Raw genomic sequence first — 14,575 nt, forward strand, 5'->3', positions numbered from 1 at the left:
CGCTGGCCGGCATCCAAGGGATCATGAGGTTGCCGGCCAGCGGCCGGCACTACCGGGAACCTGACCGGCGGATTGCCGATCAGGCCGCCAGCGAATCCAGCGCGGCTTCCAGCGCATCCAGGTTCGGCAGCAGCGCGCTCTGCTCACCCAGCAGCACGCGCATGTGCACGATCTGCGGCAGGGTTTCCTCGGAAGCATCGGCCAGCAGGCCATCGCGCGGCACCGAGATCAACTGCGGGAAATTCTGCGTCAGCAGCGCGTAGTAGGGGCGCTGCGCGTTGCCGCTGAGGGCCTTCAGCACGACGACCTTGTTGTGGCCGCCTACGGCTTCCTCGCCCAGGCCGGAAAGGCGCGCGAACGACACCAGCGGCACCTGCCAGCCGTGCCAGCCGATTTCGCCGACCAGCCAGCGCGGGGCGTCGGAAACCGGCTGCACCGGCACCCGCGACATCATTTCGGCCACGGTGGCATTGGGCAGCAGCACGCGCTCGTTGCCGGCCTGGATCAGGACGCCGCGGATTTCGTCATTGCTGGCATAGCTCATGGTGCCTCTCCGTTATCGTCTTCCACGCCCCAGCGCGAGGCGATGGCCTGCGCCAGTTCCTGTGGCTCACCCGCCACCATGCCAGCGGCGACCACCGCCGTGGCTGCGGCAGGGTCATAGCAGCCCTCGCCGACCTGCCCGGCCACCCAGGCACCGGCGGCGGCCAGATCCAGCGCCGGACCCACATGCGCAAGGTCGGCGCCGCTGAGCAGGACCAGCGCAGTGTGGTCGGCCGGCAGCCCGGCGATCGAAATGCCTTGCGCGTCGCTGACGAAATGCAGGCCGTCGCTGGCGGCCTGCACGCCGATGTCATCGGCCAGCACGTGCACTTCACCGGGTGTTGCACGCTGGCCGGCTTCGGCCAGCTGCACCGGCAGCGGCGACACCCGCGTCATCTGCTTGACCAGGTTGCCGTAGCGGCCACCGTCCAGGCGCATGTGCACCAGCACCGGCACGCTCAGCGACGACGGCAGCGCACCGAGCAGGCGGCGCAGCGCATCCGGGCCGCCAATGCCGGCCAGCACCAGCAGCGAGCCGGCACGTGCGCCCGCAGGCGCCGCAGTGTCCAGGTCCACCAGGCTGAGGTGATCGGTATCGAAGGACGGCAGCGGGGCTTCCATCGCGGCGCTGTACCCGGTGGCTGCGGGTGCGTCTGCTACGTCCTCGACCAGTGACCACGCGGTGTGGTCGAAGGACACCGGCGGCGTTGCCGGTGTGGCAACCGGCTGCATCGGCGCTGCCTCCAGCGGCTCCGGCACCACCGGCTGCAGCGCGGCCAGTGCCTGCTCCAGCGCGATCGGTTCGTGCAGGTGCGCCGGTGGCGCATACAGGCTGTCCGCCGGTACCTCGTCGGCCCAGCTCAATGCCTGGTCCAGATGCGGCTGGAGCGCTTCTTCCCGTGGTGCCGGCGGCGGTGCCGGGTGACCCGGTTCCAGCTGCAGGGCGGGTTCGTCTTCCGCACCCGGCGGCAGCACCTGCTGGTGGCCGTGCAGCTTGGCGGCCAGATGGCGGCCCCAGCGCTGTGCCTCCCAGCCATCACGGCGCGCCGCCAGCTCGGCTTCGTCGAAGACCAGGGTCAGGCCTGGTGCGGACAGCACCGCTTCAAGCCGCTCCAGAGCATCCTCGATGGCCGCTTCCAGCGCGATCACCACGAACTGTGGACGCGCGTCCTGCAGCAGCTGCGGCTCCAGGCCGTTGGGGTCGTCTTCCAGCACCAGCTGCACATCGGCATGCGACAACGCCTCGCGCAGGCGCTCGCGCGCCGCGCCAGGACGGGCCAGCAGGGCGACGGCCGGGGCCGCCTGGGCTTCACTCACGGACACGGGCGATCCCCAGCAGGTCGTACACGTTACGCATCAGGTCCAGCTCCTGGTACGGCTTGCCCAGGTAGCGCTGCACGCCGATCTCGAAGGCGCGCTGGCGGTGCTTGTCGCCGCTGCGCGAGGTGATCATCACGATCGGCACGTCCTTGTAGCGCGGGTCGGCACGCATCGCGGTGGCCAGCTCGTAACCATCCATGCGCGGCATCTCGATGTCCAGCAGCATCAGGTCGGGCACGCGTTCTTCCAGGCGCTCCAGTGCTTCCACGCCGTCGCGGGCGACGCTGACCTCGAAGTTGTGGCGTTCGAGGATGCGCCCGGTCACCTTGCGCATGGTCAGCGAATCGTCCACCACCATCACCAGCGGCACCTGGCGCTCCTGGCGTGGCGCGTTGGCCAGCACCGGCAGCGTCGGGTTGGCGAGGAAGCGGCGCACCAGCGGCGCTACGTCCAGGATCACCACCACGCGGCCATCGCCGGTGATGGTTGCACCGTAGATGCCCGGCACCGAAGCGATCTGCAGGCCGACCGGCTTGACCACGATTTCGCGGTTGCCCAGCACCTGGTCGATCGCCACGGCGGCACGCAGGTCACCGGCACGGACCAGCAGCAGCGGTACCTGGTCCTGGCCATCGGCACGCGCCGGGGCCTGCCCGACCAGGCTGCCGAGGTCGTACAGCGGATAGTCCTCGCCGCTGTAGCGATAGCTGCTGTCGGCCGCTTCGAAACGCTCGCGCGACAGGCGGCCGATGCCACTGACCGATGCGACCGGCACCGCAAAGGTGGTTTCGCCGATCTGCACGAACACCGCCTGGGTGACCGCCAGCGTCTGCGGCAGGCGCAGGGTGAAGCGCACGCCCTGGCCCCGCACTGACTGGATATCGACCGAACCGCCCAGCTGGCGCACTTCGTTGCGCACCACGTCCATGCCCACGCCACGGCCGGCCAGCTGGCTGACCTGGTCAGCGGTGGTGAAACCAGAGGCGAAGATCAGGTTGTCCAGTTCCTGCTCGTTCGGCTGCGCATCGGCAGCCAGCAGGCCACGGTCGATGGCGCGGCGGCGGATCGCCTCGCGGTCCAGGCCGGCGCCGTCGTCGGCCACTTCCAGCACGATTTCCGAGCCTTCGCGGTGCAGGCGGATGGCGATCTCGCCCTCCTCCGGCTTGCCGGCGGCGCGGCGCTGTTCCGGCGCTTCCAGGCCATGCGCCACGGAGTTGCGCAGCATGTGTTCCAGCGGCGCGACCATGCGGTCGAGGACGTTGCGGTCCAGTTCGCCGTGGGTACCTTCCAGGGTCAGGTGGACCTGCTTGCCGGTATCCATGCCGGACTGGCGGACCACGCGGCGCAGGCGCGGCACCAGACCGTCGAACGGCACCATGCGCGCGCGCATCAGGCCATCCTGCAGTTCCGAGCTTACGCGCGACTGCTGCTGCAGCAGGGAGTCGTACTGGCGCGACAGATCGTCCAGGACGCCCTGCAGGCCGCCCAGGTCGGCGGCGGACTCGTTCAGCGCACGGCTGAGCTGCTGCAGGGTGGAGAAACGGTCCAGTTCCAGCGGATCGAACTTCTGGTCCGCCTGGTCCTGCTCGCGCTGGTAGCGGGCGACGATCTGCGCCTCGGTTTCCAGGTCGAGTCGGCGCAGCTGGTCGCGCAGTCGCGCATTGGTGCGCTCCAGTTCGGCCATGGCACCACGGAAGGCACCCAGCTGCTGTTCCAGACGCGAGCGATAGATCGCCACTTCACCGGCATGGTTGACCAGGCGGTCGAGCAGGTCGGCGCGCACCCGCACCTGCTCCTGCTGCGGACGCGCCAGCGGATCTTCGTCGGCCACGCCTTCGGCCGGCAGTGGTGCCGACAGCGGGGCATCGGCCGGCGTCGTCAGCGGGCCCACAGCCTGTGCCGGCACGGCCTCGGCCTCGCTGGCCGCACGCGCGGCCGCAGCGGCCGCCGCGATATCGGTGGTGGTGCGGACCTCGAAGGCCTCCACCAGATCCTGTGCAGGCGCCACCACGCGGTGGGCACCGGTCCGCGTCAGCAGCTGGTGCAGGCGGTCGAAGCCGCGCTCCAGCAGCTGCACGTCGCGGCGTTCGATCTCGGTGCGGCCGGCCGCCACGGCTTCCAGCAGGGATTCGATGCTGTGGCCAAGGTCGCCGATGGCATTGATGCCGGCCATGCGTGCGCCACCCTTCAGGGTATGCAGGTCACGCTGCAGGCCGGCCAGCACCTCGCGATCCTGAGGCGCATTGCGAAGCTCGCTGATCAGGCCATCGCAGTGGTCGAGCAGATCCTTGCCTTCCTCGACGAAGATGTCGACCAGTTCGCGGTCGTACACGCTGAAGTCGAGCGCATCGGCGCCATCCGCGATGTCTTCCAGGGTGGAGGCTTCATCGTGGAGCGGCGCCCGCTCCCCAGCGTCGGCCTCGGCAGGTTCGGCATCGGTGTTGGCCGTGCCCTGCCCCGGCGCTTCTTCCAGTTCGAAGAACCGCACCGGCTCGGCGGTGGCCTGCAGTGCTTCGGCAGCGCTCACCTCGTTCACCGTCGCCGGGGACGGCTGATCGGCGCTCTCTCCTTCGCCGACCGCCGCCTCCCCGCCGACGTCCGCATCCTCGGCAAAGGCTTCCGCCTCGCCCGGCGCGAGTTCGCTGGCCTGGAGGCCGAGCACGGGCCATTGCCCGTCGTCGTCCAGGGTCTGCTCGTCTTCGATCACGTGCAGGCCGGCCTCGAGCGCGGCTGCCAGCGTGACCGGTTCTGCAAAACCCGGCGCAGCCATTTCATCCTGCAGGCTCGACAGCCCGCTGTCGAGTGGCAGTGCAGCAGCGGCGTCAATGACGCTGTCATCGCCACTGCCCGAATCAAAGGACAACGGCGTATTCAGGTCGATCGCGTCAACTTCCGCAGGCACCGGCCGCTCTTCCGCGTCGCGGTCATCCACCGGCAGCGCACTGGCGTCGAGGTAGGGCGACAGATCGTCGGCCATGGTCAGATCAGCGTCGTCGACCGTCGCGATCGTGGGCACGGCATCTGCTTCGGCCACTTCGACAACAGGCGCACTCTCGACCGGCTGGATCGATTCAATCGCGCCGGGGTCCGCCACGGCAGGTTCACCTTCGCCCGGCACCGACGGCCAGCCGGCGTCGAAGTAACGCGAAAGATCGTCGCTGGCGGTCAGCTCGCCCACGTTCAGGCCGCTGTCGGCTGCGACGTTCAGCGTCTGCGGGTCGGTTGCAGCTGGAACCGGTTCCAGCGCATCTTCGGCAAGCGGCTGCGGCTCGGCACTGAGATCGGGCGCCGCGTCGAAAGCGGACGCCATGCTGGTTTCGTCCAGCGTGTCCAGCCCGGCCAGCGGCGCTTCGGCTTCGGATGCCTGCCCGACATCGGGCGCCAGCTCGATGCCCTCTTCATCCTCGTCTCCCAGCCCGACCATCGGCCAGCGCGCTTCCGGCAGTTCACCGGCCAGCGCCTGCAGGCGCTGCACCAGCGCTTCCTGCGGCATGATGCGCGGCTGTTCGGCCTGCAGCGCTTCCATGGTCGCGGTGATCGCCTGCGCGGTCGCGTCCAGCGCAGCCACGCCCTCGTCGCCCGGCACCACGTCCGCGGCCAGCGCGCGCTTGATGTAGGACTCGGCACCGCCGGTAACGGCAGTGATTTCCGGCACTTCGGTCATCGCGAAGGCGCCGTTCATGGTGTGCACCGCGCGCAGCAGCGCGTCGCTGACCGGCTGCTGCGCCTGCTGTGCCAAGCGCAGCCAGTCCTGCAGGGTCGCCTGGTGGACTTCCACTTCGGCTTCCAGGATCTCGCGCAGCACGCTGTCGATGTTGGCCGGCGTGCCCAATGCTTCAGGCGCCGGGTCCGCATCGGCTTCAGCCTGCACCGACGCCATTGCTTCGCCTTCGAGGATGCGGCTGATCTCGTCCTCGCCATCGGCTTCGACCACCGGTGCGGCGGGAGCGGCCGCAACCGGCAGCGGTACGTAATAGGTTTCCTCACCCGCGCCGACGCGATCGGCAATGGCCTGCATCGCTTGCAGGTCCACGCTGATCCGCTGGCCATGACGCAACGCGGCGTTCAGCTGCGGCAGCGCGGCATGCGCGTTGTCGACCATGGCCAGCACGGCTGGCGTCGCCGGGCGGCTGCCGTCGAGCACGCGGTTGAGCATGCCCTCGATCTTCCACGCGAATTCGCCCAGGGTGCGTGCACCGACCAGTCGGCCACTGCCCTTGAGCGTATGGAAGATGCGGCGGATGGGACGCAGACGGTCCATGTTGTCCGGCTGCATGCGCCATGCCGGCAGCAACGTTCCGAGGTTGGCCAGTTCGTCGTCGAACTCTTCCAGGAACACCTCGCGGATGTCCTCGTCGATGTTCTCGGCATCGTCGTCGAAGCCGGCCTCGAAGCCGGCGTCTGCATCTTCCGCGCTGCCCACGGCGACTGGCGCTTCCGCATCGGCCGGCGTCGGGGTCGCCTGCGGATTGAAGTCCGCGGCGGCAGCGCTCAGCTCGGCAAAGAACTGCGCGTCGGCTTCGCTGAAATCAATCGGTGCGATGGTGTCGATGTCGATCATCGACACCGCCGCTGCCGGCACATCGGCAAGCGGTCCGGGCGCTTCCACCGGCACATCCACGGGGGTGATGTCCGGCTCTGCGGCAGCCGGGCTCTCTTCCACCACCGCAGGGGCAGTGGCATCGAGGCTCTCCAGCGACGGATGCAGCCCGGCAGCGTCCTCCAGCGACAATGCCTCCATCGCATGCAGCGACAACACGTCGTCGGCATTGTCCAGCGCATCGGCATCGAAACGGAACACGACGTCGTCACTTGCAGAAACCGCGTCATGTTCGGCGGCCACCGGGTCGAACCCCGGTGCGGCATGCGCGCCGGTCTCGATGGACAGCGAGGCGTCGGCGGCGTCCTCTACGTCCAGGCCGGTTGTCGCATTGGACTGCACTGGCAGAGCCGCCTCTGACAGTGTCCACTGGGTGGCGGCCCCCTGCCCTGCATCGAGCTGTTCGAAACTGACCGGATCGAAGCTGGCAAACGTCGGACTGCGCTCATCGTCCGCTGGAGCGAGCGGATCGGTCTCAGGATGGAACGGTGCCAGATCCCATTGCGGGACCTCGGGTGCAGGTGCACTGGAGGCGGCAAAGACCAGCGGTGCATCCGACTCGTCACGCAGCGACAGCGGCGCGGAGGCGACGGATCCCAGCCCACCAAACATCAAGCTGTTGTCCGCCGCTGCCGGCGAAGGCGTGGCCGGTGGCGGATCGAAGGTGAAGTCCGGCAGCGGTACCGGCACCTCACCGGGTGCCGGCGCGGCCGACTGTACCGGGATCTCGATGTGCTCTGGCTGCAGTGCCTCGCCCTGCAGCACGACCGGCTCACGCTCGATCGACTGCGGCACGGACGCTGCCGGCTCAGCCGCATCGTGGTCCGGCAACGGCCAGTAGCGCAGCGCCTCAAGGCTGCTGCGGGTGATGTCGAGGATGTCCTCGCGACCCGGACGACGGTCGCGCAGGGCTTCCAGGTAGTACTCCAGGCTGGCCATGGCGTCGGCCAGCGTGTCCAGCTGGCGGCCACTCGGCACGCGCTGGCGACCGATCAGCTCGGCTTCGATGTACTGCTGCACACCGCGCAGGTAATCGGCGGCGGTACCCAGGTCGAGCATGCGCAGCGCACCTGACACATCGCCCAGCAGGCGCGGCACGTCGTGCAGCTCGGCATGGTTCCAGCTGGTTTCAATGAACGCGACGAAGTGCTCGCGCGCGGCGGCGAAGTTGGCGATGGCCTCGTGCGCCAGCACCTCTACCGTGCGCCGGTTCTCCACTGCGCTCGGATCGTCCTGGCCACTGCCGCCGGCGCCCAGGTGGGCGACCTGGTCATCCAGCGACGCATCCACGTAGAGCAGCGCCCCGGCGATATCCAGCAGCAGGTTTTCGTCGATCTGCTGGCGGCCCTCGACCACGCCACGCAGGGCATCACGTTGCTGCACGACCACGCCGCGGGCCACGCCCAGGCCCATCATGCCCAGCGTATCGGCGACCGCACCGAGCTCGTTGGCCTGGGTCTGCAGTTGCTCCGGCGCACCGCCGGTACGCAGGTGCAGGTCCAGCGCATCCTTGATGCGCAGCAGTTCTTCCTTCACTGCACTGCCCACGGTATCGAGCAGCTCGCGGTTGCGCCCGCTCAGGCTGCCACGGGCATGGTCCAGCTCGGCCTCGGTGGCGGTGACGCTGTCCGGTGCGAATGCCAGCAGCACGCTGTCATGCACGCCCTCTTCGCCACGTGCGGCACGGATCTCGTTCAGCAGCGGCATCAGCACGATCGGGATGTCACGGTGACCGTTCTGCAGGCGCTCCAGGTAGTCGGGCAGCAGCACGCTGCCACGCATCAGGGTCGCGCAGGCTTCATCCCGATCGGCCACGCCACCGGCGCCGATGGCATTGGCCAGCTGTTCCAGCTCCTCGGCCACCATGGCCGGGGCGTACAGCTCGACCATGCGCAGGGTGCCCTGTACCTGGTGCAGGTAGCCGGCGCAGATGCGCATGCGGCTGGCGTCGGTCGGGTCTTCGGCGTAGTACTCGACTTCGTTGCGCACCTGGCGCAGGGTCTCGTCCAGCTCGGGCTTGACCCAGCCCAGCGCTGCGTGGCTCATCGCATCGCGCAGACTGCTCATGGACGCGCTCCGTTCGCCGCCGCGCGGAAGCCGCGCGAGTTCTGGCGTGGGGAATGGAAATGCTTCATCGACTGGTTCCTTGCTCGCCGCCCTGCCCGCGTCACGCCGGCAGCTTGAAGTCGGCGACCGAACGACGCAGGTCGGCCGCCAGCTGCGCGAGGTGGCCGATCGATTCGGCGGTCTGCCCGGCACCCTGCGAGGTCTGGCCGGTGATCTGCCGGATCACGCCCATGGTGCGAGTGATGTCCGAAGCCGCAGCGGACTGCTGCTGGGCGGCGATGGAGATGTTCTTGATGAGGGTGTTCAGTGCATTGGACACGCGCTCGATCTCGGTCAGCGCGGTGCCGGCATCCTCGGCCAGGCGTGCACCGGACACCACTTCGGCGGTGGTCTGTTCCATCGAGGTGACCGCTTCGTTGGTATCGGCCTGAATGGCCTGCACCAGGTTCTCGATGCGTCGGGTCGCGCCGGAGGTACGTTCTGCCAGGCGCTGCACTTCGTCGGCCACGACCGCGAAACCGCGACCCGCTTCACCGGCCGACGCCGCCTGCACTGCCGCGTTCAACGCCAGGATGTTGGTCTGTTCGGAAATGTCGTTGATCAGTTCCACGATCGAGCCGATTTCCTGCGACGACTCACCCAGGCGCTTGATGCGCTTGGAGGTTTCCTGGATCTGGTCACGGATCTGGTCCATGCCCTGGATGGTCTCGCGCACCACGCCGGCACCTTCGGCGGCGATCACCACCGAACGCTGTGCCACGTCGGCCGACTCGGCCGAGTTGCGCGACACCTGTTCGATGCTCGCCGCGATTTCGCCGATGCGGTCCGACGCCGAGGTGATCTGGTTGGCCTGGTGGCCCGCCGCCTCTGCCAGCTGCATGGCGGTGGCCTGGGTTTCCTGGGTGGACAGCGCGACCTTGGCCGAGGTGTCGTTGATGGTGGTCACCAGGTGGCGCAGCTCGTCGACGGCGTAATTGATTGCGTCGGCGATGGCGCCGGTCATGTCCTCGGTCACCGAGGCCTTCACCGTCAGGTCGCCCTCACCCAGCGAGGAGATTTCGTCCAGCAGCCGCATGATCGCCTGCTGGTTGCGGCTGTTGAATTCCACCTGGGTCTGGTAACGCAGTTCCTGCTCGCGCGAGCGGCTGCGCACGTTGGTGGAAACGAAGCCGATGATCGCGATCAGCGACAGCGCACCGGACACCACACCGATCCAGAAGTTCGGGAACAGGCGGGTGTCAGACACCGAGCCGAACGAGGAGAACGCGTCGAACAGCTTGCGGCTGTCATCCAGCATGTGGGCCGAACCCTGGCCCAGCGCGGTGGCGGCGGACTGCGCCGCGAACAGCTGGCGCGAGCTGGCCAGGATCGCGTCAGCGTCCTGCTTCATCGCTTCCCACTTCTGCTGCGACTGCTCCAGTGCGGCGACGGCGGCGGCACCGCGCACGGCGGTGATGCCCAGTTCCTCGTTGCCGTTGCGCAGGCCGTCGAGCACCTGCGAGAACACGGTGATGTCGCGTGCCAGTGCATCGCCGGACGTCGCTGCGGCGCTGCCACCGGCACGCATTTCGGTTACGCGGCGGGCCATCGAGCCAGCCACCACGACCTGCTGCAGTGCGCTGTACACCTGCGACGACGGCGCGCCGGAGGCGGACATCGCACGCACCAGCTCGTTCAGCTGGGCCTGCAGGCCCGGCACCGCGCCGGTGAAGTTGTTGGCATTGCCGGCCAGCGCCAGCACCGCCGGTTCGCTGGCGACCAGCTGCCCGGCCTGCTTGCCCAGCGGCGCCCAGGTCTCGCCCAGGGTGGCGATGGCACCGGACACGCCCGGCTCCTTGCCGTAGCGCCCCTGCAGTGTCGACACGTTCTGTTCGATCGCGTTGCGGGTCGCCTTGAAGGCGGTGAACGCCTGCGCGTTGCCGCCCACCGCGTCACGGCCCTGGTTGGCCAGCTGCTGCGACAGCACCTGCAGGTCGGCCGCCTTGGAACCGGCATCGGCCAGGCGACTGCCCTGCCAGGTGGCGACGCCGGTGTTGACGCCGAACAGGATCATCGATGCCAGCAGCAGGAACAGCCAGAGGTTGCTGCCGCCCAGCCGCAGCTTGCCGGTCTTGGTGGCGTCCGAAGCAGTACTCATCGTTCAACCTCGATCTTCAATGCAGGGGGCGATGCCCGGCCTCAGGCCGCGGCTTGCCGGAATTCAGGGGTACGCGACAGCAGCGAGAGGGAGAACACGCCCCAGTCGTGGCCGTCGGCGTGGAAGGCGCGATCGACGAAGTGGCCGTAGCGCCCTTCGGCCAGCGTGCCGGCCGCGATCTGCTGGTCCAGTTCAAAGCTGCGCTGGCCGAACAGTTCATCGATGGTCAGGGCGACGTCGCCGCCGGCCTGGCGCATGATCAGCACGCGCTGGCCTTCCTGCTGCACGGTACGCGTGCCTTCCAGGAAGTACTTCAGGTCGACCACCGGGAACAGGTTGCCGCGCAGATTGCCCACGCCCAGCAGCCACGGCTGCGCGCACGGCACCGGGGTCACCGGCGGCATCGGCACGATTTCCACCACTTCGCGGAAATCGGACACCAGCCGGCGCTGGCCGACGCGGTAACCCACGCCACGCCAGAGGTCCTGGGCGAACTGCCGCTCGGGCAGCTGCACCGCGTGGGCCAGGCTGCGCCGTTCGTAGGCTTCGAGAATGTCGAAGGGCGAGCGCATCAGGCCACCAGTTCGTTGATCCGCGCGATCAGTTCATCCTCGCGCGGCGGCTTGACGATGTAATCGGCCGCGCCCTGGCGCAGGCCCCATGCCTTGTCGGTTTCCATCGCCTTGGTGCTGACGATGATCACCGGGATGTGCTTGATCGCCGCATCACGGGCCATCGCGCGGGTGGCCTGGAAACCGCTCATGCCGGGCAGGACCACGTCCATCAGCACCAGCTGCGGCACCTGGTCGCGGACCAGCTGCAGTCCATCCTCGGCATTGTCCGCCTCCAGCACCTCGTGGCCGGCACGGCGCAGCCACTGGGTGAACACCGCGCGGTCGGTCGGTGAATCCTCGATCAGAACGATACGAGCCATTGTGCCTTTCCCCCCTGGTCAGGCGTTGACGTATGTGCGGATGGCACCCAGCAGTTCTTCACGCGTGAAAGGCTTCGTCAGGTACTGCTCCGAGCCGACGATGCGTCCCCGCGCCTTGTCGAACAGGCCATCCTTGGACGAGAGCATGATGACCGGGGTCGCCTTGAACAGCTGGTTGCCCTTGATCAGCGCACAGGTCTGGTACCCGTCCAGGCGCGGCATCATGATGTCGACGAAGATGATCTGCGGCTGCTGGTCTGCGATCTTCGCAAGCGCTTCGAAGCCGTCGGTGGCGGTGACCACCTCGCAGCCTTCGCGCTTGAGCAGCGTTTCCGCAGTCCTGCGGATGGTCTTCGAATCATCGATGACCATCACCCGGAGTCCTGCGAGTTCCCCGCCCGCAGTCGTGTTTTCAGTCATTGCCTATCCCCAAGCGCACGGCCCGATCTCTGGCGGGGGCCGCTACGAAAGCGTATCTATATCGCACTTTCCGCGCCCGCTTCAAGGCCGCCCCATGGCGCGGGGCATGGCACCCTCCTGAACGTGACGGGTTTCGCAATGCGTGCGCGACCGCCGGGCGGACGCTGCGTTGCAGGACGGCGGGGAGGCGCGCGAGCGGCGTTGCCGCTACCATCAACGCCTTGCCTGACAGGTGCGCCCATGCCGTTGAACGTCATCGTGGTGATGGATCCCATCGCCCACATCAAGATCGCCAAGGACACCACCTTCGCCATGCTGCTGGAAGCCCAGCGCCGCGGCCATGCCCTGCACTACGTGCGCCCGGGCGGCCTGGCCCTGGAGGGTGGTGTAGCGGTGGCCCAGACCGCGCCGCTGCAGGTGCGCGACGACCCGGCCGGCTGGTATGAGCTGGGCGCGTTCAGCCGCACCGAGTTCGGCCCCGGCCAGATCGTGCTGATGCGCAAGGACCCGCCGGTCGACGCCGAATACATCTACGACACCCAGGTGCTGGACGTGGCCGCAGCGGCTGGCGCCTGCGTGGTCAACAACCCGCAGGGCCTGCGCGACTACAACGAGAAGCTGGCCGCGCTGCTGTTCCCGCAGTGCTGTCCGCCGACCCTGGTCAGCCGCGACGCGAAGGTCTTGAAGGCCTTTGCGCTGGAGCACGGCCAGGCCGTGCTGAAGCCGCTGGACGGCATGGGCGGCCGCTCGATCTTCCGCAGCGGCCAGGGCGATCCGAATCTGAACGTGATCCTGGAAACCCTGACCGACGGCGGCCGCAAGCTGGCGCTGGCCCAGAAGTTCATTCCCGACATCACCGCCGGCGACAAGCGCATCCTGCTGGTCGATGGCGAACCGGTGGACTACTGCCTGGCGCGCATCCCGCAGGGCGATGAATTCCGCGGCAACCTGGCCGCCGGCGGCCGCGGCGAAGGCCGCCCGCTGAGCGAGCGCGACCGCTGGATCGCCGCCCAGGTCGGCCCGGAGATGAAGCGCCGCGGCATGCGCTTCGTCGGCCTGGACGTGATCGGCGATTACCTGACCGAGGTCAACGTGACCAGCCCGACCTGCGTGCGCGAACTGGACGCGCAGTACGGCCTGAACATCGCCGGCACCCTGTTCGACGCACTCGAGGCCGGCCTGCGCTGATGTCTGCCGCACCTGCCGTCCTGCCCCCGCCGCCGCGCGAAGCGCAACGGCTGGGGGCGACCATCGCGCTGTCGGTGCTGGTCCACGCCCTGCTGATCCTGGGCGTGGGCTTCGCCGTGAAGGGCGATGCGCCGCTGGTGCCGACACTGGAAGTCATCTTCAGCCAGACCCGCACCGCGCTGACCCCGAAGCAGGCCGATTTCCTGGCCGCGGCCAACCAGGAAGGCGGTGGCGAGCACGACCGCGCACAGCGTCCGCGCGACAACCAGGCCGGCATCGTGCCGCAGGCCCAGTCCGGAATCAGCCCGGTTCCACAGCAGCAGCAATCGGCCGCGCCGGTTCCGCCGCCACAGGCACGGGTGGTCAGCAGCCGCAATGGCGAAGAGGTGGTGGCGCAGGCGCAGTCCCGCCCCACGCCGGATCAGCCCGAACCGGATGCGCCCTTGAGCGCACGCGAACAGCGCGACGTGGAGATGGCGCGGCTGGCTGCCGAAGTACATCTGCGCTCGGCGCAGTACGCCAAGCGCCCGAACCGCAAGTTCGTGTCGGCCAGCACGCGTGAGTATGCCTATGCCAATTACCTGCGCGCCTGGGTCGACCGTGCCGAGAAGGTAGGCAACCTGAATTACCCGGATGAGGCGCGGCAGCGCCGCCTCGGTGGCCAGGTAGTGATCAGCGTGGGCGTGCGCCGCGATGGCAGCGTGGAGAGCAGCCGGATCCTGCGTTCGAGCGGGACGCCATTGCTGGATGAGGCCGCCCTGCGGGTGGTGCAGCTGGCCCAGCCGTTCCCGCCCTTGCCGAAGACCGAGGATGAGATCGACATCCTGCAGGTTACCCGTACGTGGGTGTTCCTGCCGGGCGGCACCCTGCACGACGACCGGTAGGGTTTTGTTGCCCGGGCCTGCGGCCCGGGACCCGCAGGTGGGGGAGAGGAAACGCAAAAGCAAAAACGGCGGTGGTGGGGTGGGTTTTGGCGGGGCGGTGTGGGCTTGCAGGACACGCCGTAAACCCGTCCCTGGGGGCTCGATGGCGCCTTGCTCGTGTGCGCTGTCCTGCGCACACGGCAAGACCGGGGTTGGGCGTCCTGCCCAACCCGCCCGAGGCGTGCCTCGGGCCCATGGCGCAACGGTCCTGCAAGCCCACACCGCCCCACCTCTGACAGATCGCGGCGCATCGCGTCCCGCTCCGCTGTTGGTAGGTGTCGACCTTGGTCGACACACATCCACGCTACGCGTGGATGCGAGCAAAGCGATCCGCTTTTGACTTTGATTTTCTTTTTTGATTTTCCGTGGCGGACGCACACGGAAACTGTCAGAGGCCGGGGGGGGGGGGGGGGGGGGGGGGGGGGGGGGGGGGGGGGGGGGGG

At 68.4% G+C, this 14,575-nt stretch carries 9 protein-coding genes; 2 read left to right on the forward strand and 7 right to left on the reverse strand.

The window, feature by feature from the left end:
- Positions 1–79: 79 nt before the first annotated feature.
- From O0K41_RS16090 to pilG, 7 genes are all read right to left on the reverse strand, one after another.
- Positions 80–544, reverse strand: a complete 465-nt coding sequence (locus tag O0K41_RS16090; RefSeq protein WP_005410712.1) for a chemotaxis protein CheW — start codon at positions 542–544, stop codon at positions 80–82.
- Positions 541–1,866, reverse strand: a complete 1,326-nt coding sequence (locus O0K41_RS16095) for a chemotaxis protein CheB (RefSeq protein ID WP_088435941.1) — start codon at positions 1,864–1,866, stop codon at positions 541–543. Before O0K41_RS16095 ends, O0K41_RS16090 begins: the two co-directional genes overlap by 4 nt.
- Entirely contained in the window at positions 1,853–8,530 is a 6,678-nt protein-coding gene (locus tag O0K41_RS16100; RefSeq protein WP_164223252.1) for an Hpt domain-containing protein, read from the reverse strand. Before O0K41_RS16100 ends, O0K41_RS16095 begins: the two co-directional genes overlap by 14 nt.
- 100 nt (positions 8,531–8,630) lie before the next feature.
- Positions 8,631–10,667, reverse strand: a complete 2,037-nt coding sequence (locus tag O0K41_RS16105) for a methyl-accepting chemotaxis protein (protein ID WP_005410715.1) — start codon at positions 10,665–10,667, stop codon at positions 8,631–8,633.
- 41 nt (positions 10,668–10,708) lie between these two features.
- A complete protein-coding gene (locus O0K41_RS16110; protein WP_005410716.1) occupies positions 10,709–11,239 on the reverse strand; it encodes a chemotaxis protein CheW in 531 nt (176 codons plus the stop codon).
- Entirely contained in the window at positions 11,239–11,601 is a 363-nt protein-coding gene (locus O0K41_RS16115) for a response regulator (protein WP_005410717.1), read from the reverse strand. The genes O0K41_RS16110 and O0K41_RS16115 overlap by 1 nt, the downstream gene beginning before the upstream one ends.
- Positions 11,602–11,619: 18 nt before the next feature.
- Positions 11,620–12,021: a twitching motility response regulator PilG gene (pilG, locus tag O0K41_RS16120; RefSeq protein WP_005418455.1), complete on the reverse strand. Its 402-nt coding sequence runs from the start codon at positions 12,019–12,021 to the stop codon at positions 11,620–11,622.
- 240 nt (positions 12,022–12,261) lie between these two features.
- Between pilG and gshB the strand changes: the two genes are divergently transcribed.
- The gene (gshB, locus tag O0K41_RS16125; RefSeq protein WP_005410718.1) at positions 12,262–13,209 is read left to right on the forward strand and encodes a glutathione synthase; all 948 of its coding nucleotides are present in this window, start codon (positions 12,262–12,264) and stop codon (positions 13,207–13,209) included.
- Positions 13,209–14,093 carry an energy transducer TonB gene (locus O0K41_RS16130; protein WP_005410719.1) on the forward strand — a complete coding sequence of 295 codons (885 nt, stop codon included), beginning with the start codon at positions 13,209–13,211 and terminating at the stop codon, positions 14,091–14,093. The genes gshB and O0K41_RS16130 overlap by 1 nt, the downstream gene beginning before the upstream one ends.
- Positions 14,094–14,575: the final 482 nt, after the last annotated feature.

The sequence above is a fragment of the Stenotrophomonas sp. Sm2128 genome, from assembly GCF_030985535.1.
GTDB classification, from domain to species: Bacteria; Pseudomonadota; Gammaproteobacteria; order Xanthomonadales; family Xanthomonadaceae; genus Stenotrophomonas; species Stenotrophomonas maltophilia.